21 protein-coding genes and 1 tRNA gene are annotated in these 22,806 nt (G+C 71.2%); 6 read left to right on the top strand and 16 right to left on the bottom strand.

Features of this window, described 5'->3' with window-relative positions; genetic code table 11:
• Window positions 1–132: 132 nt before the first annotated feature.
• Window positions 133–780 (top strand): LysM peptidoglycan-binding domain-containing protein, encoded by a 648-nt coding sequence (locus ACX9TP_RS02025; RefSeq protein WP_482978003.1) that lies wholly within the window; start codon window positions 133–135, stop codon window positions 778–780.
• 24 nt (window positions 781–804) lie between these two features.
• Here the strand turns inward: ACX9TP_RS02025 and ACX9TP_RS02020 are convergent, their stop codons facing one another.
• A complete protein-coding gene (locus ACX9TP_RS02020) occupies window positions 805–1,101 on the bottom strand; it encodes a ubiquitin carboxyl-terminal hydrolase 14 (protein WP_482978002.1) in 297 nt (98 codons plus the stop codon).
• 158 nt (window positions 1,102–1,259) lie between these two features.
• Between ACX9TP_RS02020 and ACX9TP_RS02015 the strand changes: the two genes are divergently transcribed.
• Complete coding sequence (locus ACX9TP_RS02015) at window positions 1,260–2,744, top strand: DHA2 family efflux MFS transporter permease subunit (protein WP_482978001.1); 1,485 nt, start codon at window positions 1,260–1,262, stop codon at window positions 2,742–2,744.
• 141 nt (window positions 2,745–2,885) lie between these two features.
• Window positions 2,886–4,244, top strand: a complete 1,359-nt coding sequence (locus tag ACX9TP_RS02010; RefSeq protein WP_482978000.1) for a M23 family metallopeptidase — start codon at window positions 2,886–2,888, stop codon at window positions 4,242–4,244.
• A 168-nt stretch (window positions 4,245–4,412) separates the two neighbouring features.
• Here the strand turns inward: ACX9TP_RS02010 and ACX9TP_RS02005 are convergent, their stop codons facing one another.
• On the bottom strand, window positions 4,413–4,652 hold the full coding sequence (locus ACX9TP_RS02005; protein ID WP_482977999.1) for a hypothetical protein: 240 nt from the start codon (window positions 4,650–4,652) through the stop codon (window positions 4,413–4,415).
• A 293-nt stretch (window positions 4,653–4,945) separates the two neighbouring features.
• Here ACX9TP_RS02005 and ACX9TP_RS02000 point away from each other — a divergent pair, with 293 nt between their 5' ends.
• Window positions 4,946–6,130 (top strand): Fic family protein, encoded by a 1,185-nt coding sequence (locus ACX9TP_RS02000; RefSeq protein ID WP_482977998.1) that lies wholly within the window; start codon window positions 4,946–4,948, stop codon window positions 6,128–6,130.
• A gap of 7 nt (window positions 6,131–6,137) precedes the next feature.
• On the opposite strand, the gene ACX9TP_RS01995 is transcribed toward ACX9TP_RS02000, so the two are convergent.
• The 5 genes from ACX9TP_RS01995 to ACX9TP_RS01975 all read right to left on the bottom strand — a co-directional run bounded on the left by ACX9TP_RS01995 (window position 6,138) and on the right by ACX9TP_RS01975 (window position 11,595).
• Entirely contained in the window at window positions 6,138–6,611 is a 474-nt protein-coding gene (locus ACX9TP_RS01995; protein WP_482977997.1) for a GNAT family N-acetyltransferase, read from the bottom strand.
• Between the two features lie 85 nt (window positions 6,612–6,696).
• Window positions 6,697–7,281 carry a thioredoxin family protein gene (locus tag ACX9TP_RS01990; protein WP_482977996.1) on the bottom strand — a complete coding sequence of 195 codons (585 nt, stop codon included), beginning with the start codon at window positions 7,279–7,281 and terminating at the stop codon, window positions 6,697–6,699.
• A gap of 54 nt (window positions 7,282–7,335) precedes the next feature.
• Window positions 7,336–9,657 carry a protein-disulfide reductase DsbD family protein gene (locus ACX9TP_RS01985; protein WP_482977995.1) on the bottom strand — a complete coding sequence of 774 codons (2,322 nt, stop codon included), beginning with the start codon at window positions 9,655–9,657 and terminating at the stop codon, window positions 7,336–7,338.
• A 156-nt stretch (window positions 9,658–9,813) separates the two neighbouring features.
• Window positions 9,814–11,070, bottom strand: coding sequence for a vWA domain-containing protein (locus ACX9TP_RS01980; RefSeq protein ID WP_482977994.1), 1,257 nt, complete (start codon window positions 11,068–11,070; stop codon window positions 9,814–9,816).
• Between the two features lie 360 nt (window positions 11,071–11,430).
• Window positions 11,431–11,595 carry a hypothetical protein gene (locus tag ACX9TP_RS01975; RefSeq protein ID WP_267857476.1) on the bottom strand — a complete coding sequence of 55 codons (165 nt, stop codon included), beginning with the start codon at window positions 11,593–11,595 and terminating at the stop codon, window positions 11,431–11,433.
• 583 nt (window positions 11,596–12,178) lie between these two features.
• Between ACX9TP_RS01975 and ACX9TP_RS01970 the strand changes: the two genes are divergently transcribed.
• Entirely contained in the window at window positions 12,179–14,386 is a 2,208-nt protein-coding gene (locus ACX9TP_RS01970; protein WP_482977993.1) for a (Fe-S)-binding protein, read from the top strand.
• 98 nt (window positions 14,387–14,484) lie between these two features.
• On the opposite strand, the gene ACX9TP_RS01965 is transcribed toward ACX9TP_RS01970, so the two are convergent.
• The 9 genes from ACX9TP_RS01965 to ACX9TP_RS01925 form a co-directional block, all read right to left on the bottom strand.
• A complete protein-coding gene (locus tag ACX9TP_RS01965; protein ID WP_482977992.1) occupies window positions 14,485–15,039 on the bottom strand; it encodes a DUF2378 family protein in 555 nt (184 codons plus the stop codon).
• A 185-nt stretch (window positions 15,040–15,224) separates the two neighbouring features.
• A complete protein-coding gene (locus tag ACX9TP_RS01960; RefSeq protein ID WP_482977991.1) occupies window positions 15,225–15,695 on the bottom strand; it encodes an ankyrin repeat domain-containing protein in 471 nt (156 codons plus the stop codon).
• 140 nt (window positions 15,696–15,835) lie between these two features.
• Entirely contained in the window at window positions 15,836–16,519 is a 684-nt protein-coding gene (locus ACX9TP_RS01955) for an alpha/beta hydrolase (protein WP_482977990.1), read from the bottom strand.
• An 85-nt stretch (window positions 16,520–16,604) separates the two neighbouring features.
• Entirely contained in the window at window positions 16,605–17,576 is a 972-nt protein-coding gene (locus tag ACX9TP_RS01950; RefSeq protein WP_482977989.1) for a hypothetical protein, read from the bottom strand.
• Between the two features lie 105 nt (window positions 17,577–17,681).
• Window positions 17,682–18,209 (bottom strand): non-proteolytic archaemetzincin-like protein, encoded by a 528-nt coding sequence (locus ACX9TP_RS01945; RefSeq protein ID WP_482977988.1) that lies wholly within the window; start codon window positions 18,207–18,209, stop codon window positions 17,682–17,684.
• A 63-nt stretch (window positions 18,210–18,272) separates the two neighbouring features.
• Window positions 18,273–18,346: transfer RNA gene (locus ACX9TP_RS01940), tRNA-Gln, on the bottom strand.
• A 310-nt stretch (window positions 18,347–18,656) separates the two neighbouring features.
• Window positions 18,657–19,814 (bottom strand): RtcB family protein, encoded by a 1,158-nt coding sequence (locus ACX9TP_RS01935; protein WP_482977987.1) that lies wholly within the window; start codon window positions 19,812–19,814, stop codon window positions 18,657–18,659.
• Window positions 19,811–20,356 carry a ribosome-binding factor A gene (locus ACX9TP_RS01930; protein WP_482977986.1) on the bottom strand — a complete coding sequence of 182 codons (546 nt, stop codon included), beginning with the start codon at window positions 20,354–20,356 and terminating at the stop codon, window positions 19,811–19,813. Before ACX9TP_RS01930 ends, ACX9TP_RS01935 begins: the two co-directional genes overlap by 4 nt.
• 454 nt (window positions 20,357–20,810) lie before the next feature.
• A complete protein-coding gene (locus tag ACX9TP_RS01925) occupies window positions 20,811–21,119 on the bottom strand; it encodes an HNH endonuclease signature motif containing protein (protein ID WP_482977985.1) in 309 nt (102 codons plus the stop codon).
• A gap of 288 nt (window positions 21,120–21,407) precedes the next feature.
• On the opposite strand from ACX9TP_RS01925, the gene ACX9TP_RS01920 reads away from it, so the two are divergent.
• Complete coding sequence (locus ACX9TP_RS01920; protein ID WP_482977984.1) at window positions 21,408–22,799, top strand: dihydrolipoyl dehydrogenase family protein; 1,392 nt, start codon at window positions 21,408–21,410, stop codon at window positions 22,797–22,799.
• The last annotated feature ends 7 nt before the right edge of the window (window positions 22,800–22,806 follow it).

Below are 22,806 nucleotides of genomic sequence, written 5' to 3'. Positions count from 1 at the left end.
CTTGACGTTTTCGACCGCGCCCGGGCGCGCGTCGACGGCACATCCCACCCTGCGCACCCTATCGCACCGCTGGCCTGCCGCTTGCTCGGGGACACGCTCCGCAGCCATCCCCCTTCCCCTCGAGGAGCGCCCATGTCCGTCTACAGCGTGAAGTACGGAGACACCCTCAGCCAGCTTGCCATCCGCATGAACACCAGCGTGCAGCGGATTGCGCGGGTCAATGACATCGAGGACGTCGACCAGATTCAGGCAGGCCAGAAGCTCGCCATTCCCGGCCAGCGCGACGAGTTCATCCCCAGCGACGCCGTCAAGGCCGCGGGCGGTCCGGCCCTGACGGGCGAGCCCGCGCCGCGAGGGGTGGCTCCAGTGCCGGGGAGCACGCCCACGGAGGCGAGCGCTCCGGTGTCGGGGAGCGGCTCGTCGTCGGCCGCACTCGACAGGGCCCGGAGCCTCATCGGCCGTGCGTACGGAGACCCGGCGGGCGCGTCGGCGGAGCCGGTGGGGCCGGACTCGCCCTTCATGCACTGCGCGCAGTTCGTCAATGCCGTCTATCCGGACCTGCCCGCCAGCGCGCCGCAGATGGCGGACATGGCGACGCCGGGACTGGAGCCCAAGGCGGGTGACGTCCTCTGCTCCACGTCCCCGGCGCCCTGGGGACACGTCGGCATCATGACGGAGCAGGGGACCGTCATTCACTCCATTCCCGGCGCCGGCGTCCACGAGTCGTCGCTGGCGGAGTTCGAGGCCTCCTCCCCCATCACCGGGGTCATCCCGCGCTGAGCGCGGCCCGGGGTGCGGGCGCGGCTACGTCCGCGCCTCGTGCCCGTGCTGGGGCCGGCCCTCCAGGAAGAGCTCGTCCACGAAGCACCACAGCCAGTCCTCGCCCGGCTGGAAGGACTGGATGACGGGGTGCTTCGTCTGGTGGAAGTGCTTCGTCGCGTGTTTGTTCCTGGAGTCGTCACAGCAGCCGACGTGGCCGCACGACAGGCAGCGGCGCAGGTGCACCCAGTCGTCGCCCATCTTCAGGCACTCTTCGCAGCCCTGCGGCGTCCGGGGCTCCGGGTCCCCCGCCGCCTCCACGTGGTCGCACGTCTCAGCCATGGTGCACCTCCATCTGAACACCGTACGCACGCCGCGAGCGCGCAACATCCCCAGCACCCGGGCAGACGTGCGCGCGCCCCCGCGAGTGCCCTGAATCACGCCTCGTCAGTGGCTCCAGGCATGGCGTGGCCGTGGCCGCATCTCCACGCTTGAGCCATATGGCCCCCGACACTCCGGCTCCTCCCTCCTCCGTGGCCTATGCGAGCAAGCAGGGCCGGAGCGTGCTGCTCGCCAGCGTCCTCGGCAGCGGCATGGCGTTCCTGGATGGCACCGCCGTCAACGTGGCCCTGCCGGCCATCGGCCGCGAGCTGGGGGCGGACCTGTCGGGCCTCCAGTGGGCGGTGGACGCGTACCTGCTCACGCTCGGCGCGTGGGTGCTCACGGGGGGCGCGCTGGGGGATGCTTTGGGTCAGCGCCGCGTCTTCCTCCTGGGCCTGGTGGCCTTCGCCGGAACGTCGGTGCTGTGCGGCCTGGCGCCGGGAGTCTGGACGCTCGCGCTGTTCCGCGCCGCGCAGGGCGTGGGGGCCGCGCTGCTCGTGCCCGCGAGCCTCGCGCTCCTGCGCACCTCCTTCGCGGAAGCGGACCGCCAGCGCGCCGTGTCCGCCTGGGCAGGACTGTCCGGTGTCACCACGGCGGTGGGGCCGTTGCTCGGTGGCTGGCTGGTGGATGCGGGCTCCTGGCGCCTCGTCTTCTTCCTCAACGTGCCCGTGGGAGCGCTCGCCGTCTGGGTGGCGCTGCGCCATGTGCCGAACGACGCGCCGACGGGGGACGCGCGCCGGTTGGACCTCGCCGGTTCGACGACGGCGGCGCTCGGCCTGGGCGGCGTCATCTACGCGCTCATCGAGGGCCCGGCCCACGGCTGGAACGCGCCCATCATCCTCGCGGCCGTGGGAGGCACCGCGCTGCTGCTGGCCTTCGTCTTCGTGGAGGCGCGGCAGCGTCATCCGATGCTGCCGCTCACCCTCTTCCGCTCGCGCACGTTCTCCGGAGCGAACCTCACCACGCTCGCGGTGTACTTCGCCCTGGGTGGCGCCATCTTCCTGGTGGTGCTCGCGCTGCAACAACAGCTGGGGTACTCGGCGCTCGCGGCCGGGGCCTCGCTGCTGCCGATTACACTGCTGATGCTGGCACTGTCGCCCGTGGTGGGCCGGCTCGCGGGCCGCATCGGCGCGCGTCCGCTGATGGTGGTGGGGCCGGTGCTGGCGGGCGTGGGATTGGCGCTCCTGACGCTCATGCGTCAAGGCGGAAGCTACGTGAGCACCGTGCTGCCCGGCGTCATCGTGCTGGGACTGGGGCTGGCCATCACCGTGGGCCCGCTCACCGCCGTGGTGCTCGGCGCGGTGGAGGACCGATACGCAGGCATCGCCTCCGGGGTGAACAACGCGGTGGCGCGAATCGCCGGCCTGCTCGCGGTGGCGCTGCTGCCGCTGTTGGGCGGACTGAGCGGGAGCGCCGGCGCGGACTTCCTCGAAGGCACCCGGCGCGCGCTCTGGGTGTCCGCGGGGCTGTGCTTCGTGGGTGCCCTGTGCGCGCTGCTCACGATTCCCCGCGAGGCCGGCCGCGCGGAGAAGGGCACCCCGACACCGCCCCCGTCACGTGAGCAGCACCGGCGAGGCCTTCCGCCCCGGGAGCAACACGCATAGGGGAGGCCACGGCCTCGCTCGAGCAGCACCGCCACGGCCCCCGGGAGCGCCCGCGGCCGGCTGGGACTTCCGTGGCATCGGGATTGCTCAGGGCGGAGTGCCCGCTTCGGCGGGCCTGTCCCCCCCACCCGGGAATCCCGAATGCGACTGCGAACCCTCCTGCTGACCAGTGCCACCCTGCTGACCGCCTGCGCCGACGCGCCCGCGGACACCCCGCCGGACCTCCGGCGATTCACGGATGACGCCGTGGGCGTGTCCGTCCCCCTCCCCGAGGGCTGGGAGGTGAACCGCGACGCCGTGCTGTTCGACGACAGCCACGGCTTCCTCATCTCCGGCGAGGACCGGGACCCGTCCGTGGACGGCCCACATGACCGGGAGCCCATCGCCCGCATCGCCCGGGTGCGGGACGCAGGGCCCGAGCAGCTGGAGGCGCGGGTCCGTGCGCAGCTCGAGTCCATGGAGGCGCACCCGGGCGTCCCCCGGCCGGTGCGTGCCGACGTCACCGTGGCGGACGGCCTGCGCGGCGTCGCCGTCACCGGGCTGCCGGGCACCCAGCCGTACTCGGTGGTCTACGTGGCCTCGGGAGAGAGCCTCTACGAGATTGGCGTGTGGACGGCACAGCCGGGGCTGGATGACCGGGCCCGCGCGCTGCTGGGCACCCTGCGCTTCGTGGCGCCCACCCGCCCGGTGCACTCGCTGGGCCTGCAGTCCGAGAAGGAGTCGCTGTACTGGGAGCCGGAAGGCGAGCAGGCGCGGCGGAGCGAGGCCGCGCGCGCCGAGCGGATGGCCCAGGCCCTGGAGGACGCGAAGGCGGGCCTCTCCACCGGCGAGGTGCCCGCCGCGGAGGCTTCCGGTGACACCCACGCCGCCTCCGCCGAGCTGGCCTGCGGCATCCTGGCGCCGTACGGCACCGACATGCAGTGGCAGACGCAGTGGGACTCCACGGCCAACTTCTACGGCGACCGCGGCTGGACGCGCATGAGCGGCAACGGCGGGAGCTGGTGGGGCGAGGGCTTCCACGTGAGCTGCGAGGACCCCGGCTACCACAACCAGCAATACGCCAATGACTGGCCGCTGCAGTTCGGCGCCAATGTCTACTCCCACTTCTCCGGCACCGTCCGCTACGCAGGCTGGGCGAAGGGCGGCCATTACACGCTGGGCCGCATCGTGATTGTGCGCCACGGCCTCTGGAGCAGCCTGAGCGCGCACCTGAACGGGTGGGGCCCGGGCATCAGCGCGGGAGCGAGCGTGGATGCCTACTCGACGGTGATTGGCTACGCGGGCAACTCGGACGGGGGCGCCGGCTACAACTGGGCGCCCCACCTGCACTCCCGCGTCACCAAGAACGAGAGCTACACCGCCAGCGGGATGCCCTACGGGGGCGTGGCCGTCAAACCGCGCGCGTTCCGCTGCTACCAGTGCACGGACTTCGACGAGAAGACGGCCGACGGGCGCAAGTGGTACACGAGCTTCTTCCAGAACCGCTGGATGAGGAACTGATGCACCCGGGGCGCCGGCCCGGAGGCCGGTGCCCCACCCGTCGCATCCGGGCACACCGGGTGCCCGGTCATGCACCAGGCACGGCTTCCAGGAGCGGGGCCCGGAGCGGCTGCTGGCGGCGCGCTCACGGACAGGGGCTTGCGAAAGCCGGGCGTTCGACTTCGCGCCTCAGCGATTGCGGTCGTCCTTGTCACTCACCGGGGGCGCCTCACGCGCGGGAGCGGTGCCCTTCTCGGCGCCGTAGCCGCCAGTCCCCTTCTGGTGGATGCGGTCCTGGCCCACGTCCTCGTCGGCCACGTCACGGCGCTCTCCGCCTTCCTGGTGGCGCGCCTCCCGCTGAAGCTCCTCGGCGCTCTTCGTGTCCGTCCGCTCGTCACCCTTCACTGGCTTGCCCTTGTTGTCGGCCATGCGTCGTTCCTCCTCTGGGCCCAAAGGTCCGAACCCGACGCGCGTGGGACAAGGCACCGGCCGGGGCTCCGCTGGCCGCTCCCTTCGCCAGGAAGCGGCATGCCGGCAGGGAATGAGCCGCGCCGGCCCCTCCCATGTCGATGGGCCGCAGCGCCTCTTCGTACAGGGCAGACTGCGGCCAAAGCCCCGTAATCACTGAATAAAATATCTATTAAAGGCGGCCTTCCTTGGAAGGCGGCTTATTTAAATTTCAGCCCCTTGATTTAAATAACCCCCATCAGGATGCTGGGGGCATGGCTGAAACGGCAGCTGCGTCTTCGAGGCTGGGCCGGTTCGTGGAGACCACCGCCGCCGGGGAGCGTGTGCGGTCGTTCGTCCCGCCGCCCTTGCCGCCAGCCCCGCCCATCGACGTCCTGGCGCTGCTGAACCGGCTCAGCCTCGCCGAGCGGGCACTGGGCCGCCTTGATGGAATCACGATGCTTCTGCCGCGCCAGGAGCTGTTCCTCTACATGTACGTGCGCAAGGAGGCGGTGCTCTCCTCGCAGATTGAGGGGACGCAGTCGACGCTCTCCGACCTGCTCCGGTTCGAAACCGAGGCCCAGGAAGGCCAGCCCATCGACGACATCCGTGAGGTCTCCAATTATGTCGACGCGATGATGTACGGGCTCGAACGGCTCGAGCAGTTGCCACTCTCGCTCCGGCTCATCCGTGAGATGCATGCGCGGCTGCTGCAGAGCGGACGCGGTGGCACGAAGGACCCCGGTGAGTTCCGTCACTCGCAGAACTGGATTGGAGGGACTCGGCCCGGAAATGCCCTGTACGTCCCGCCCCCTGTGACGGAGCTCGACGGTTGCCTCGGCGCCCTCGAGGACTTCATGCACGAGGAGCAGTCCCGGCTGCCGGCCCTCATCAAGGCGGGGCTCCTGCACGTGCAGTTCGAGAGCATCCACCCCTTCCTCGACGGAAATGGCCGCATCGGCCGCCTCCTCGTGACGCTCTATCTGTGCGTCCAGGGCGTGCTCCGCAAGCCGCTGCTCTACCTGAGCCTCTTCCTGAAGACGCGCCGGGCCGATTACTACCGGCTGCTCCAGGAGGTCCGTGAGCGGGGGGCATGGGAGGCCTGGCTCGAATTCTTCCTCCAAGGCGTCGAGGAGACGGCGAACCAGGCGTTCGAAGCGGCAACAAGAATCGTCGAGCTCTTCAAGCGCGACCGGGAACGCATCACGACCGAGAGCGAGCGCACCGGTTCAGCGCTCCGAGTGCACGAGCTGTTGCAGACGCAGCCGTACTTCACTTCGAACCAGCTCGTCGCTCGGACCGGACTGACTGCCCCCACGGTGAACGCGGCGCTTGCCGACCTGGAGCGCCTGGGCATCGTGGAGGAGGTCACCGGGCGCAAGCGAGGCCGCGTCTTTGCCTACCGCGGCTACCTCGCCATCTTGAACGAGGGGACAGCCCCGCTGCAGGGGGCGTCGTAGGGCCGCGCTATGACTCCCCGGGCGTCCACTCGAGCGCCATCGGGTTGGGCGCGAAGCCCAGCTTCTCGTACAGCGGCCGGCCGTCCTCCGAGGCATGCAGCCACAGCCGTCCCATGCCCGCCTCGCGCGCGAAGGCCATCAACTCCTTCATCAGCGCGCGCGACAGGCCCCGGCCCCGCCACGCGGGCGCGGTGTACATGTTGAGGATGTAGCCCTCCAGCCCGCTCAGGTGGTTCGCCGCCGGAGGCCGCTCGAAGGGAGACAGCCCACTGCACGCCACGGCCTCGCCTTCCACGGAGGCGAGCCACACGTGGAACCGTCCCTCGGGCAGCGCGGTGCGCAGGTAGCGCCGGGTGGCCTCTTCCCACGCCGCGGCGTTCGCCTCCGTCAGCCCGCCGAAGATGCTCATCAACTCACGTCGCAGCCGGACGACATCCTCGATGTCGGCCACTCCAGCCTTGCGGATGCTCCACGTGCTCATGCGTCCCTCCACCGCGAAAAGCAGAAGGCCCCCGTCCACGTACGGGACGAGGGCCTCCGGGCATCATCCCACGAGGGGACGCAACCTAGCTGCTCTTGTACTTCACCGAGCAGCCGTACGGCGTGCTGGTGGCGGTGGGCACCGCCTTGCCGCCCAGCAGCGCGTCCACCGCCGTCTTCACGTGGTTGACCTTCTTGTCATTCTTGCCGCGCGGGTCATCGTCGATGGCGCCCGCGTAGCGCACCACGCCCTGCTCGTCGATGACGTACATGTGCGGCGTCGTCTTCGCGCCGAAGGACTTGCCCACCGTGCCGCTCGCGTCCTGGAGCACCGGGTAGGTGAAGCCCTCCGTCTTCTTCCAGGCCGCGGACTTGTCCGGCGTGTTGTGCGCCGTGGAGTCCACCGCCAGCCACACCACCTTCTTCGCGTCGAAGCCCTTCAGCGTGTTGGCCATGGTGTCGGCCGAGTAGTGCCGCTGCACGAAGGGGCACTCGGGGTTGGTCCACTCGAGCACCACCACCTTGCCCTTGTACTGCGCCAGCGAGTGCTCCTTGCCCGTCTCGTCCTTCAGCGTGAAGGCCGGGGCGGCCTTGCCCACCTCGGCGTCGGCGAAGGCGGGGGCGCCCAGGAACAGCGCGCCGAGCGAGAGTGCGGTGAAGACCTGCTTCATGGCGTTCCTCCTCTACATTGAGACAGCGGAATACCGACGACAGACAGCCACACTTCAGGGCCGGGGGAACCCGACGGCACAGACGATGTTGGCCCCATCCTTGCGGCGCGAGGGCGAGCACTCCGCCGCGCGCTTCACCGCGTCCACCACCAGGTCCGCGGTGAGCAGCTCCGGCAGCACCTCCGGCTTGTCCGGAGCACCGGGGCTCAGCACCAGGTACATGGGCACGCCGGCGCGGCCGTGCTCGGCCAGCTTGGCGGTGATGCGCGCGTCCCGGCGCGTCCAGTCGGCCACGAAGAAGGCGACCTGGTGCTCGGTGAAGGCGGCCCGCACCTCGTCGCGCGCCAGCACGGTGCGCTCGTTGAACTTGCAGGTGAGGCACCAGTCCGCGGTGAAGTCGATGAACACCGGCTGCCCGGCCTCCAGCGCCGCGGTGACGGCCGCCGCGTCCCACGGCTGCGTCCGCGCCACCACCGAGGAGGACGCGCGGGCCTCGGGGGCCAGCCCGTCGAAGCGCAGCGACGCCACGCCCGCGCCCACCAGCACCAGCGCCGCCAGCGCCACGCTGGCCCACCTGCGCCCGCCCTCCTGCGCTTGCGACTGGCCGTACACCCACGTGCCCAGGCCCACCGCGACGAGGAAGGCCAGCAGCCGCGCCATGCCGTCCACGCCGGCCAGCCCGCCCATCACCCACACCAGCCACACCGTGGTGGCCAGCAGCGCGAAGCCCAGCACCTGCTTGAAGCGCTCCATCCACGCGCCCGGCTTCGGCAGCTTCTTCGCCAGCCCCGGCACCAGCACCAGCACGCAGAAGGGCAGCGCCAGGCCCAGCCCCAGCGCGGTGAAGACGGCCAGCACCGTGAGCGGCCCCGCCGCGAAGGCGAAGCCCACCGCCGTGCCCAACAGCGGCGCCGAGCAGGGCGTGGCCAGCACCACCGCGAGCACACCCTCACCCGCGCTGTGCATCAGCCCGTGGCTGCTGTCCACCTTGCCCGCGAGCGCCGTGCCGTCCATGCCCACGTTGAAGACGCCGAAGAGGTTGAGCGCGAAGGCCACCAGCACCGCGCTCACCGCCGCGACGAACAGCGGCTCCTGGAACTGGAAGCCCCAGCCCACGCTGGTGCCGCCCGCGCGCACCGCGAGCACCGCGCCGGCCAAGAGCAGCATGCTGCCAATGATGCCGCCCGCGTACGCCGCCGCGTGCGAGGCCACGCGCCCCTGCTCCTGCTGCACCATGCGCGTGAAGCCGTACGCCTTGAGCGCCAGCACCGGGAACACGCACGGCATCAGGTTGAGCAGCGCGCCTCCGAGGAACGCGAACAGCAGCGCCAGCCCCAGGCCCACCGGGGAATCCGCCGCGGCGGCGGCCGGCGACACCGCGGCCACCGGCTGCACGGCGGCGATGCTGTCCTTCACGGAGGGCAGCCTCGCGACGCCAGGCGCGGCGGGCACGGCCCCGGCGGCGGCCACCATGGGCGCCATCGGCACGTCCACCGCGAGCGGCTGGTAGCCCGACGCCGCCGTGCCCAGGCGCAGCACGCCCGTGAGGCGCGGCTCGGCGGCCGGCGCGTCCGGCTCCGCCTTGCCCTTCAGCGTGAAGCGGCCCGCGCCCGCCGGGGTGAGCGTCACGCTCGCCACGCCGCCGATGCGCTCGGGGGTGAAGAAGTCCGCTTCCGTCGCGGGCAGGGGCGCGCCGCCCGGGCCCGTCACGGTGAGGGTGCCGGTGAAGTCCTGCCCGGCGGTGAGCTGCTTCGCGTCCAGCGCGAGCTGCACGGTGTGGCCGGTGTCCGCCGTCGGGCGGGGCACCTTCGCCTGCGCCGCGTCGAAGGCGCGCATGGCCTCCGCGTCGCGCACCGTCTCGGGGCCCAGGGGCACGCTGCGCGTCAGCATCAGCTCGGCGGGGATGCAGTGCACCTCGCACACCAGCGCGTTGGCGGCGGCGGACAGCTGGAGCTGACCCGTGGCGTCCTGCGCGGCGCGCGCCTCGGCGAAGAGGAGCACCTCGCCGTCATAGCCGTGCGTGGTGATGAAGCCGTCCGGCGTGCGGAAGGTGTGCGGGTAGGGCCACCGCAGCGGCCCCACCGTGGAGCCCGGCGTGTCCCAGGAGACTTCCGTCTCCAGGCCCGAGTCGCCCGGGTTCTTCCAGTAGATGTGCCAGCCCGGGTCCATGCGGAAGCGCACGCCCACGCGGAACGTGTCGCCCGGCTTCACCTGGGTGGAGTCCACCAGCAGCGTCGCCTCGACGCGCGGGTCGCCCTCGTCGGGCGCCCCCGTGCCCACGGCGGACGCGGGCACTTGTGCCCATGCGGCCGCCGCCATGAGGAGCACTCCGACAACCCCGGCCCGGCCGAGCCTCTTCGACTGCTGACGCTTCATGCGCCTCCCGTTAACCCACCGGAGGCCGGGCCGCCAGCGAAGGGCACGGGTCTCCAACGTGAATGAACCATCCGGGCAGGCGGGCATTCCCCGCCGCCTCCCCGCCCGCCCTTCTTCTACGGGCTGGAAGTCCGGGCGGTTACAGGCGGGTGACGCCTAGTCCTCTGATTTCCAGGGGACCAGCGCCGGGGCGGGCAGCGCCGGGCCCACGCGGCTCATGGTGATGCGGGAGACCTCGGAGTGGGCGCGGCGCATCACCAGCGCGGGCACCTGCTGGTTGGCGCGGCGCTCCAGGAACCGGCGCAGGTCCGCCAGCCGCTCCATGTGGCGCTGCGCGGGCACCTCGGGGGCACCCAGGCGGGCGAGCTTGTAGAGGGCCATGTCGGCGGCCTCGAGCGCGCGCTCGGCCGAGTCCTGGTGGCGACGGCCCAGGGCCTTCCACGCGGCGGACTCGGCGGCCACCAGCTCCAGCTCCGCGGACACCGCGCGCACGTAGCGGCCCTGGTCGCTGTCCGGGAGGATGCGCGTCACCGGCACGGTGACGCGGCGCGTGTCGCCGTGCTCGGTGAAGGACGAGGACACGCCCACGTTCCACTCCGCGCTGCCCAGCAGGCCGGAGAAGAGGACGCGGCGGGGGAAGGCCTGGGACACCGCGCCCAGGGTGGCGCTCATGGCGTCGCCCTCCACGCGCGCGGGGTAGCGGTGGCGGCAGCGCAGGTCGGCGAAGCCCGTGGGCAGCACGTACACGCGCGCGTCGGACACCACCTCGCCGAACAGCTCCGCGCCCAGCTGGCCCACCGCCATGGGCAGGCCCTCCGGGTCGTCCACGTGGACGAAGCCGGTGCCGGACGGGCTGGTGAGGGCCTCGAGGATGTCGGGCAGGTAGTGCCGGCCCAGGCCCAGCGCGTGGAGCATGACGCCGGACTCGGCGACGCGGGCGCCCAGCGTCTTGAACTCGGGGAGCTGCGAGGGGCCCACGGACGGCTCGCCGTCGGTGAGCATCAGCACCTGGGGCCGGGCGCCGGGGACGAGCACGCGGCGGGCGGCCTCGGCGGCGCGCTCCACGGCCTCGTGCAGGGCGGTGCCCTCGCCGGACTCCAGGCGCGAGAGCACCTTGAGGAAGATGGCCTTCGCGTTGGGCTCCATGGCGCGCATGGGGAGCACCTGCTCCGGCTCGGCGTCGAAGGTGAGCAGGCCCAGGTAGTCGCGCGGGCTGGCGCGCTCCACCAGCGTCTGCGCGGCCTGCACGGCGGCCAGCAGCGGCACGCCACGCATGGACGCGCTGCGGTCCAGGGCGAGGTTGATGGCCACCGGCGCGCGCGGCGCGTCGGAGTCCGCTTCCAGCGTCACGAGCAGGAGCACCTCACGGCCGTGCTCGGCGTCGCGCTCCACTGCCCAGGCCGTCTGCTTCATCCGAACTCCCCCGTGGTCTCACGAGGCATTGTGCCGCGAATCACTCTGCGAGGAACGACGACCCTCGCTGCCGGAAGTCTCATGGGCCACAACGCCCGGGAGCGGGGGCTCCCGCGGGAAGGCTTCAGGGCACGAGAATGTCGGGAGTCAGGCTTTCGGGCAAGGGGGGCGCCTCGACCCCAGACCTCGGGTTCCGGGGAAACGGACTGCACGTCCTTGTCCTGGAAACGATGACGGCCCGGAGGCCGCTTCAGGCCCGGGAGCTCACCGTGGAGGGAGCCGCCGCTCGGGCTTCGCGCTGCTCAGTCACAGGTACAACAGGAATGCCCCCGCGCATCCGTGGGCCGCGGGGGCTCCGAGCTACTCCGCCGCGTGCCAACCGCCCCACGCTTCCTCGCCGTAACCCCACCGGCCTCCCGCCGAGCCGTCCGCCTGAGGCACACCCTCGGACTCGCCCTCGTCCTTGCGGTCCGCGTAGGGCAGCCCCTCATCGTCCATGTACGTGGTGTCGTCGTGCTGAACCATGCCCGGCTCCTTCGGACGCTCCGCCTGGGTGGAGATGGTCGGCCTCGCGGCTCGCCTCTCCTCGGGCGCCCTTCCATTCGGTCGACTCGGGCCCACCCCATGCGGTACCCGACCGTTCAAGCGTTGACCGATTTACCGGTCAGATTGAACATGTCGCTCCGCGTTGTAAAGCCCTTGGGCCCTCAAAGTTCTCGGCTTGTCGGCCACCCCACGCCTGCCTGCCTGCCCAGCGCCAAGCAGGCATGTGAATCCGAGCACTTGCGTCATCATCAGCCGTCGGACATCGGGGCCGTCTATCGTACAGGGGATGACATACGCTTCACCGGGGGAGCCCCTACAGGATTGACGGCGCTCCCATTTTCAAGCGCGCTTCCGGAACGGGTGAACCGCTGTAAATGCGCGCAGCGGCTGGTTCCCCACCAGCGGGCCTCATCCGCGTGCTTCACTGGCGGACACGCGCCACCGCACGGCGCTTGATTCGCGAATCACCCCTGTTAGGGTTGAGCAGCACTCGAGATTTGCCGCGCCGCGGCATCCGGGCCTTCTCAAGCCGCGCGCGACCCCAGAGGTCCTCAAGAGTCCCATGAGCCCCATCATCACCGGCCTATTGCTCGCCGTCGCCGTTCCCATCTTCGTGATGACCATGTCTGGTCGCGTGGGCGTGCTGCTCGCGATGAAGAAGGAGAACCGGCTCGACAACATCCCCCTGCGCATCAAGCGGCTCGTGCTCTTCGGCCTCGGCCAGAAGCGCATGGTGGACCCGGAGGAGTTCACCCCGGGCCTGATGCACGTCTTCATCTACGCCGCCTTCATGGTGCTGGCGCTGCGCACCGTGATGCTCTTCGCCATGGGCTTCTCGTCCACGGCGCTGGAGGTGCTGACGGACCTGGGCCACCCCTTCTGGGCGGACGCGGGCCCGCTGCTCTTCCTCTACAAGGTCTACCTGCTGGCCAAGGACGTGGTGGCCGCGCTCGCACTGCTGGGCTGCGCCTACTTCGTCTGGACGCGCTGGAAGGTGAAGCCGGACCGCATGACGGTCTCCTGGGAGGCGTACCTCATCCTGGGCTTCATCTCCGGGCTGATGATTACGGAGTTCCTCTTCGGCGGCAGCCACATGGTGGCCGCGCACGCCGCGCAGGCGCAGATGGGCGCCACGCAGGTGCCCCAGACGGCGGCCTCGCTCGTGTGGTGGGAGCCCGTCACCAGCCTGGTGGGTCTGGCGATGATTCCCATGGGCGAGGTGCCCGCGCACGTGCTGGGCGTGGCCGGGTTCTGGACCCACCTCGTCATCATCCTCACGTTCCTGAACTTCCTGCCGCTCGGGAAGCACTTCCACATCATCACCGGCCTGCCCAACGTCTTCTTCCAGCGCACCCACTCCACCGGCAAGCTCCCCACGCCGAATCTGGAAAAGGAGGAGTTCGGCACCGCGACGGTGAAGGACCTCACCTGGAAGCAGGGCCTGGACCTCTACTCCTGCACCGAGTGCGGCCGCTGCCAGACGCACTGCCCCACGTACATCACCGGCAAGCCGCTCACGCACAAGGGCGTCAACCAGGACCTGAAGCATTGGATCTGGGAGCACGAGCAGTGGACGGAAGAGGGCTACGGCCCCAACAAGGTGAAGGAGCCGCTGCCCGAAATCGTCGGCTCGGCGCTGAAGGCGGAGACGGTGTGGGCGTGCACGAGCTGCGGCTGGTGCGAGCAGGCCTGCCCGGTGTTCATCGAGAACGTCCCGCGCCTCATCGACATGCGCCGCTACCAGGTGCAGGTGAAGGCGGAGTTCCCCCCCGAAATCCAGCGCGTGTTCGAGGGCATCGAGCGCCAGGGCAACCCCTGGGGCCTGGGCCAGGACCGGCGCGACGAGTGGGCCGAGGACCTGGCGCTGCCCACCTGGGGTGACGGCGGCGGCCCGTACGAGTACCTCTTCTTCGTGGGCTGCGCGGGCAGCTACGACGACAAGCAGAAGAAGGTCAGCCGCTCGCTGGTGAAGATCATGCGCGAGGCGGGCGTGTCCTTCGCCACGCTGTCGAAGCAGGAGATGTGCAACGGCGACTCCGCGCGCCGCATGGGCAACGAGTACCTGTTCCAGACGATGGCGAAGACGAACGTCGAGACGTGGAACTCGATGGGCGTGAAGGCCGTCATCACCCAGTGCCCGCACTGCTTCAACACCATCAAGAACGAGTACCCGGAGTTCGGCGGTGAGTACCGCGTCATCAACCACACGCAGCTCATCAACGAGCTGCTGAACGAGAAGCGCATCCGGCTCTCGGCGGTGATGAACACGAAGCTCACGTACCACGACCCCTGCTACCTGGGCCGGCACAACGGCGTGTACGACGCGCCCCGCGAGGTGCTCAACGCCATCCCCGGGCTCGAGGTCGTGGAGATGCAGCGCAGCAAGCGCGAGGGCTTCTGCTGCGGCGCCGGCGGCGGGCGCATGTGGATGGAGGAGCACATCGGCACGCGCATCAACCACAACCGCCTGAACGAGGCGGCGCTGACGCTGAAGCACGCCGAGGACCCGTCCACGCCGTACCCCGATGCCGCGGACAAGAAGAAGCCGGGCATGGTGGGCGACTACAAGGAGAAGGGCGGCACCGGCGTGGTGGCCGTGGCGTGCCCGTTCTGCTCGACGATGCTCAACGACGCGGTCAACGACACCGAGCGCGGCGAGAACATCAAGATCAAGGACATCACCGAGCTGGTGGCGGACGCGCTCGTCCAGACCAAGGGCGGCGCGGGCACCGTGACGCCCGGCGCGGTGGTGAGCGCCAAGCCGGAGTGAGGGAGGCCGGCTGACGGGCCCGCAAGCGCCCGTCACCGCGAGCGAGGGCCCGGAGGCTTCCACCGCGAAGCCCCGGGCCTTCGTCGTTCAGGGCGTGCTCACTCCTTCCACTCCACCAGGAAGGTGCACGCGGGGGCCTCCTGCCGGAGCACCGACACGCGCGGCTGGGACGCCCCCATCACCGCGAGCGCTCCCTCCAGGAGGCCCAGGTAGTAGGAGGGCCGGCCCGCGATGTCGTTGATCCACAGCTCGCAGGCCGTGGGCGACCGCTCCGTCACGCGCGAGGCCTGGAAGTTGTTCGACGCCCGGAAGCCTCGGTCCAGCTGACCGAGGGCCCGCCGTGGCCCCAGGGCCCGCGCGGCCGTCGCCATCACCCGGCCGAGCATCGTCGACAGCAGGCCCTCGAGGGCGGTGTGCCCCAGCCGCCGCTGGGCCTCTTCTCGCGACAGCCCCGGCCACACGTCCCGCAGCACGATGTCCTGCCACCGCAGCCACGAGGCAAAGGGGTAGGCCGGCAGCAGGTCCTCGTCCAGCTCCAGCCCCTCCGAGCGCAGCGACTCGCGCGCGGCGGCGGACAGGCGTCCGCGCAGGGCGATGAGGAACAGCCCCTGCACGGTGCCGCTGTAGATGAGGCGCGTGTCCGGCGTCTCCATGTCACGGCTCCGCGACGAACTCAAAAGCGCGCCAGCCCTGGCACCTCCCCCTGGCCCCCCTGCTGACACACGTCGGCCAGCCCGTCTCGAGCGGGGAGGCCATCCGTGAAATGCTGAAGAAACCCTGTTACTGACGTAACAGGGGATGCCCCGCGGTGCAGGAGTGTCCGGGAGCCGACGAAGGCTCAGCGCTTGCGGGTCTTCTCCGCGCGCAGGGCCCGCTCCAGCCGCTTCGTGGGGCCGTCATCCCCCAGCTTGCCGGCCACGTACGCGCCCGCGGAGGCGAGCCTGCGGTCCATCTTGTCCGGCTCGGGGATGGACGGCTCGGAGCGCAGGTCCGTGATTCCCACGCCGGACAGCAGCGTGCGCGCCAGGTCCCGCTCGTCGTCCTTCGCGTGCGGCAGCAGCAGCTTGCAGGCCTCCACGTGGCCATGGGCGGCGGCCATGATGAGCGCCGTTTCGCCGATGCTGTCCGTCAATTCGGGGTCCGCGCCCGCCTCCAGGAGCAGGCGCACGAGGTCGGCCCGGCCCGCGCGCGCGGCGGCCATCAGCGGCGTGCGGCCCTCGGCGTCGAACGGGTTGGGGTCCGCCCTGGCGGCGAGCTGGGACTTCACGGCCTCACGGTCGCCCGCGAGCACTGCATCGAACAGGGACATCACCCACCTCCAAGCCCCGGCAGCATCGCGCCTCGCGGCCCTGGACGCCAGCCGCCCCCGGCGCGAGTCAGTCCACCGGTGGCAGCGCGGCCAGCCGAAGCGTCACCTCCCCGGCCACCGAGGCAGCGGGGGCTGTCGCGTCACCCTGCTGGAGGCAGCGCGGCCAGCCAGGCGAGCACGGCGTCCCGCTCGGCGGGCTCCACCAGGAGCCACTCGTGTCCCCGTCCGGGCACCACGCGCGCCTGGAGCGGCACGCGCGCCGCGCTCCAGGTCTCCAGCGCCCGGCGCCACAGGGCGGGCCCGTCACCGTCCCCCTCCCCCACCAGGGACAGCAGGGGCACGCGCGTGTACGCGGCCCCGGTGGGCGGAGCGGACTCATTCCCGCGCGAGAAGCGCGGCGCCCCGGCCAGGAGCACCAGCCCGCCGAAGGCGTCTGGCCGCGCGGACCACAGCTCCAGCGCCATCTGCGCGCCCGCGCTGAAGCCCAGCAGCACCGGCCGCCGCGCCTCCACGCCCGGCACCCGCGCCGCGTCCGGCACCACGTTCAGCATCACCCGGTTGGCCTCCGCGCCCCGCCAGCCGGAGAAGTCCTTCCGGGACAGCGTCAGCAGCGCGAAGCCCCGCCTGGCGAAGTCCGCCGCGAGCGGCTCCACCAGCCCGAGGCCGGCGCCTCCCGAGGGATGCAGCCACACCAGGAGCCGGTGCGGGCGCGCGGCGGTGGCCTCCTCCGAGACGAAGAGGCGGTACGGCAGCCCTCCCTCCGGCGCACCGGTGTGCAGGCGCATTCCGGCGGGCGGCTGCGCGAGCATGGGGGGCTCTGACATCGGCCGCCCCGCTCCGCCCGGCCCGGACGCACACGCGGCGCACAGGGCCAGCGCGAGGAGGGCGATACGTACGCAAGCCACGCGTCTACAGCGGCCCGTACGACGGCTCCGCCGCGCTGGGAACCGCGAGCGACACCGAGCTCGGCGACCCCGTGCCCGTCGTCGCGCGGTAGATGCCCGGGTCACCGCCGCTGGCGTCGACGAAGAGGAACCCGAGCTGGTTGGCGCGCGTCCAGCTCGGCCAGGTCTCCTGCACGCTCGCGGCGGTGAGGTCCGTCACCCGCTGCGCGGCGCTCACCCCCGAGGCCCCGAGCGAGGCCACGTAGATGCGCACGCTGCCGGAGGACAGCCGCCCGTCGAAGGCCACCTGCGAGCCGTTGGGCGACACCGCCACGCGGTTCTCCACCGCGAGCACCTCGTTGCCCAACGTGTTGATGATGGGGCTGGAGCCGTCGAGCGGCACGCGCGCAATCTGGTTGAGCTGGCCCAGCCCGCTGCCCGCGGGCGCAATCACCGCGCTCCCGTTGGGCAGGAAGGACGGCGCTCCGTAGGCGATGGTGGTGTTCGGCGTGAGCTCCACGAAGCCGCTGCCGTCCGTGTTCACCCGGCCCAGCGACGTGAGGGAGCTATTGCCCGGGGTGAAGACGAAGACGACGCTGCGCCCGTCCGGGCTGAAGGTGGGCGTGCGGAAGTTGGTGCAGCCGCGCGTACACGCGGCGTCCCCCGCGCTGAACAGCGTGGCCGTGGCGCCACCCGCGGTGGGCACCGTCCGCAGCGAGGTGGCATTGCCGGTGCGCTGGACGAACACGATGCTGCGCCCGTCGCGCGACACGGAGGGCCAGTACACCCCGCCCGTCGTCGTCAGCTTCTGCGGGCTGTTGGGGTCGCCGTCGTCGTCCACCACGTAGACGTTGCGGTCGTCCTCGCGCACGAAGGCGAAGCCCTGGGTGAAGAGGACGTCGCCGGTGGTGCCGCCACCGCCCTCGTCGATGGGCTCGCACGCCCCCAGCAATCCAACCGCCAGCACTCCGCCGATGAAACGCCGCATGCCCGTCATCGCAGTCACTCCGCTTTCCGGCCGCTTCCGAGTGCCCCGTACTACAGGGCGCACCGGGACGGACGTCAACGCGGCACGGGAGATTCAACGGCCTCCCGTGGATTGTCAGCGGTTGAGCTTCTGCAGCTCGTTGCGACACATGTTGCACAGCGACAACTGCTTGCGGTCGCAGTCCTGGGGCGTCTGGGCGAAGAACATCACGCACCGGGGGTCCTCGCAGTAGGACAGCCCCAGCAGGTGCCCGGCCTGGTGCACCACCTCCCCCTGGATGCGGCGGCGCAGCGGGTCGCCGTCCGCGCCCTGGCGCAGGCGGAAGAGGCTCACCACCGCCGTGCGGGACTCGCGGTCCGCCTCGCCGAAGACGAAGGGCGAGTCGGGGACGAAGAGGTCCACGTCGGTGATGCCCATGACGGCGGCCTGACCGGGCTCCAGCATCGGCGAGAGCCGCCGCATGATGGCGTTGCAGTGGTACTGCGCCCGGTCCTTGTTGAAGGCGTAGGCCGGAGAGGGAAGCGCCGTCTTCGCCACCACCGCCTGGACGCCCATGTGCGTCGCCAGCGGGTCCTGCAAGTCCCTCAACAGGGAGGCCGGTGGGCTACCCACGGAGACCAGCAGGAGCGTCTTCTGCGGCATCGGGCCACCGTCCTTCATGCACGCGGACGGACGCGCTTGCTACCGCGTCCCCCCGGAGCGGAGTGGCTGGGGCGCAAGGATTCGAACCTTGATAATCAGAGTCAAAGTCTGATGTCCTGCCATTAGACGACGCCCCAGCAGGTTCGCACGTGTGAGTCTGGTGCCCGATTCTACGGCACTTCGACGGGCTCGGGAACCCATCCTGACATGGTTCCCGGCCGTGTCCGCCATCTGACCCGACCGGGGCAGCGGCGCCAATGAGGATCTGCCGGGAGCCCTAGAATCCGGGCCCGGCGTCACTGCCCGCCTGGACTTCGAGTGAAGCCGAGCGCCCCCAGGGCCGCCTGGCCCCCGGGCGGGGGGCCCCTTGTCCGAGCCGGGGTGCCCGGGCCCGGGGCGCATGGGACGGCCCGGGCCTGGAGCGACGCGTCGCCGCGGGCCGTGGGCTCAGCCCTTGAGGACGGCCAGGGGCGTCAGGCGCAGGAGGGGGGTGACGAGGTCGGCCTCGTCCTCCAGCACCTCGGTGATGTCGCGGTAGGCGGCGGGGGCCTCCTCGACGAGGGCGGCGGCGCGCCCCCGGTCGTACACCACCCGACGCAGCGCGTGCTCCAGCGCGGCCGGGCGGATGCGGGCGCGGGCCTCGGTCCGGGTGAGGACGCGGCCGGCCCCGTGCGAGCAGGAGCGGAAGGCGCGCGGCTCGCCCCGGCCCTCCACCACGTAGGAGGCCGTGCCCATGGAGCCGGGGATGAGCCCCCGCTGCCCGGCCTCCAGCCCCACCGCGCCCTTGCGGTGGATGAGCAGCACGCGGCCCCCGTGCTCCTCCGCGGCGACGTGGTTGTGGTGCACGTCCACGGTGGACTCCGCGTCGGGGGACACGCCGAGCGCCTCGGCCACCAAGGGCACCGCGCGCGCGGCGATGGCGTCCCGGTTGGCGCGGGCGAAGAGGCAGGCTTGTTGGGTGTCCGCGAGGCACGCGACGCCCTCGGGGATGTGCGTGTCCAGCGCGGGCAGGGCGCCCTGGCCGAGCGCCCGCGCCACGCGCAGGTGGTGGTCGGCAATGGCGGCCCCCACGCCTCGCGAGCCGGTGTGCAGCAGCAGCCACACGTCCCCGTCCGCGTCCCGGTCCAGCTCGAGGAAGTGGTTGCCTCCGCCGAGCGTGCCCAGGTGTCGCGGCGCCAGCCGCTCCCACGCGTGCCGCAGCTTCTGGGTGGACAGCGGCGGGGACTCCAGCTCGGGCGGCAGCGCCACGCCGCGGCCCCGGTGGACGGCGTCGCCCACCGGGACCTCGCGGGCCAGCCGGGCCAGGAGCGGCTCCAGCACGTCACGGCCCGGGAGTAAGGCGGGCTGGGGGAAGCGCCAGGCACTCACGCCGCAGCCCAGGTCTCCGCCCAGCGCGCCGGGCACGACGTGGCGCTCGGTGGCGAAGACGGTGCCCACGGCCACCCCCGAGGCCACGTGGATGTCGGGCATGGCGGCGACGTGGTCGACGACGTAGGGCTGGGCGGCGATGTGGCGGAGCTGCTTCTGTGCTCCCGGTGGCAACGCGCGGGCCCAGACGAGGATGGGCACGGCGCCGGGCTCCGCGGGGAGGACGCGGGGCATCATGGCTCACCTCCCTCATCGTCGGAGTCAGCGTCCGGGGGGTGCATCCCGGACCGACGCTCGGGTTCCAGTGCCTCGGAGTCGGCGAGGGAGTCGGGGGGCGCCGGTTCATCGGTGCCGGGAGGAAGGCCCGGCGCGGACTCACGCGCCGGGCGGTCCGCGACGCCGATGTAGATGAAGCGCAGCTGCGGCACCCGCTTCATGTCGAGGTGGAGCGCGAGCTGCGAGCGCACGTAGCCGCTCGCGCGCTCGAGCGCCTCCTGCACGGCGCGGGTGCCGGAGGCCGCGGACCCGGGCGTCAGGGTGTAGCCGATGCGGACGAGGCGGCCATCCGGGGACAGCTCGAACGACGACAGCGAGACACCTTCGAGCCGTGGGTCGGACAGGCCGCCACGGAAGAGGAGTGACACCTCCTGGGACAGGGTGGACTGCACGCGCAGGTGGCGCGCGGACGGGTTTTCGGACGGTGACTGCGAGAACGACGACAGCGAAGAGCCCTCGCGTCGGCGAGACGCGCGGGGACGGCGATTCCTGGAAGAAGACATGAGTGGACGAACGGTTCCCAGCGGGCCGCGCGTGCGCCTCGCGCCTTCCGGGCTTCACGCCACGGAGGACACGGCAGGGCACACGTCGGCCGGTTGCACGGCGGTTACAGCTCCGCGCGCAGGCGTCCTGGGAGGGCGGAAGCCCGCTCCATCCAGCTCAGCACTTCGGCTCAGCGGGGGAGGAGGTCAGACCCGGACAGGCACGCACAGCGAGGAGCGACCCGAGACACCGTTCAATGCAGTCCCCATGGCACACCTCCCGCCGCGCTCTCGCTTCCGGCACGGCCTGACCTTTGTTCCGGAGCAAGGCGCCTTGCGCCCCCGGGAAATCGGCCATGGACGCGCTGCCCACAGGTTCCTGACATCCGTCGCGCAACCCAGAAACAGAAGAGGCGCTGCCCCATACAGGAGCAGCGCCTCGAAGAATCACCAGCTAGGGTCTTAACTCCTGCGCTTAGAAGGTAACCTTGCAAGACCAGAGCGGCCACGTGTCCGACTTGTGGCGGTTGTTCTCCCATTGGAGCGGCTGCAGATTGCTCAGCCTGTCCGTACCGCCCTTCGCAACGGGCACTTCGTGATCAATCTCCCAGCCGAACCTCGTGGTCTTCCCGTAGTCGGTACGGAAAATCCATGCTCCGCATGAGTCCTTCCGCACGGAACGGGGGTCGACGCCGAGAATCTTCTGGGCCTTTTCCCAGACGGCATCAACGACCGCTTCATTGAAGCTACCTTCCAACAACGTCACTCCGAACTTCCGCTGCACGTCCTACCTCCTGCGGCAAAGCCGCGGTAATCCCCCCTCCCCCAGAGACGCAAAACCGCCGTCATTTCTGACATCGCGAGAAGGCGGTTCCAGGACCTGTCACGTGGAGCCGCCTGCATCTCCGGCCCTGAATGGGTGGCTTGGGCAAAGCCCCCATGCCGCCCGAAGCCCAGGAGCAGGTGTCATCTGGCTACCAGCCACTCCTTCCACAATCCGACGGCAGACCGTTGCTGGATTGGCCTTCCTGCCCGCTCCGCATAGGCCGTACCGCACACGGGGTGCATGCATATGGCGGAAGCCTTTGACGTGGTGGTGATTGGCGCGGGGCCCACGGGTGAGAACGCGGGTGCACGCGCCGCGGCGGCGGGGCTGTCGGTGGCGCTGGTGGAGCACGAGCTGCTCGGCGGCGAGTGCTCGTACTGGGCCTGCGTCCCCAGCAAGGCGCTGCTGCGACCGGCGGAGGCCTTGTGGCTGGCGAAGCACGCGCCCGGCGCTCGCGAGGCCATCAAGGGCCCGCTCGTGGCGAGCGCGGTGCTGGAGCACCGCGACTCCATGGTGGGCAACTACAACGACGACTCGCAGGTGAAGTGGGCGGAGGGCGCGAAGCTGACGGTGGTGCGCGGCAACGGCAAGCTCACCGGCCCGCGCAAGGTGCGCGTGGAAGGCAAGGACGGCTCGGTGCGCGAACTGGAGGCCCGGCGCGCGGTGGTGCTGGCCACGGGCAGCCGGCCGCGCCTGCCGGACATCCCGGGGCTGAAGGAGGCGAAGCCGTGGGACAACCGCGAAGGCACCGGGGCGAAGGAGGTGCCGAAGCGGCTCGTGGTGCTGGGCGGCGGCGCGGTGGCAGTGGAATTGGCGCAGGCGTGGCGCTCGCTGGGCTCGGAGGTGACGCTGGCCCAGCGCGGAAAGAGCCTGCTGTCGCGCTTCGAGCCCTTCGTCGGTGAGCAGGTCGCCGAGGGGCTGCGCGAGTCGGGCGTGCGGGTGCTGCTGGGCACCACGGCAGCGCGCGTGCAGCGCACCGGGGAGAAGGGCGAGGTGACGGTGACGCTCACGAACGGCGAGGAGGTCCGAGCGGACGCGCTGCTGGCGGCGATGGGGCGCGTGGCGCGCACGGAGGGAATCGGGCTGGAGACGGTGGGCCTCCAGGCCGGGAAGTCCGTGGAGGTGGACGACCAGCTCCGCGCGAAGGGCGTGGAGGGCGGGTGGCTCTACGCGTGCGGCGACGTGAATGGCCGCAACCTGCTCACGCACATGGGCAAGTACCAGGCGCGGCTGGTGGGAGACATCATCGCGGGGAAGAAGGCGCAGGCGTGGGCGGACGCGAAGGCGACGCCGCAGGTCATCTTCACGCACCCACAGGCGGCGAGTGTGGGCCTCACCGAGGCGAAGGCGCGGGAGGCGAAGTTGCCGGTGCGCACGGTGCAGTACGAGATGCAGAACGTGACCGGCACGGGGCTCTTCGGCAAGGGGCTCAAGGGCACCGCGAAGCTGGTGGTGGACGAGAAGCGCCGCATCATCCTCGGCGCCACCTTCACCGGGCCGGAGGTGGGCGAGATGCTCCATGCCGCGACGATTGCCGTGGCCGGCGAGGTGCCACTCGACACGCTCTGGCACGCGGTGCCGTCGTTCCCCACCATGAGCGAGGTGTGGCTGCGACTGCTGGAGGCCTACGGCCTGTAGCGGACGA

This window comes from Pyxidicoccus sp. M15 (assembly GCF_056858435.1).
This window is presented reverse-complemented; position numbering and strand designations above follow the sequence as displayed.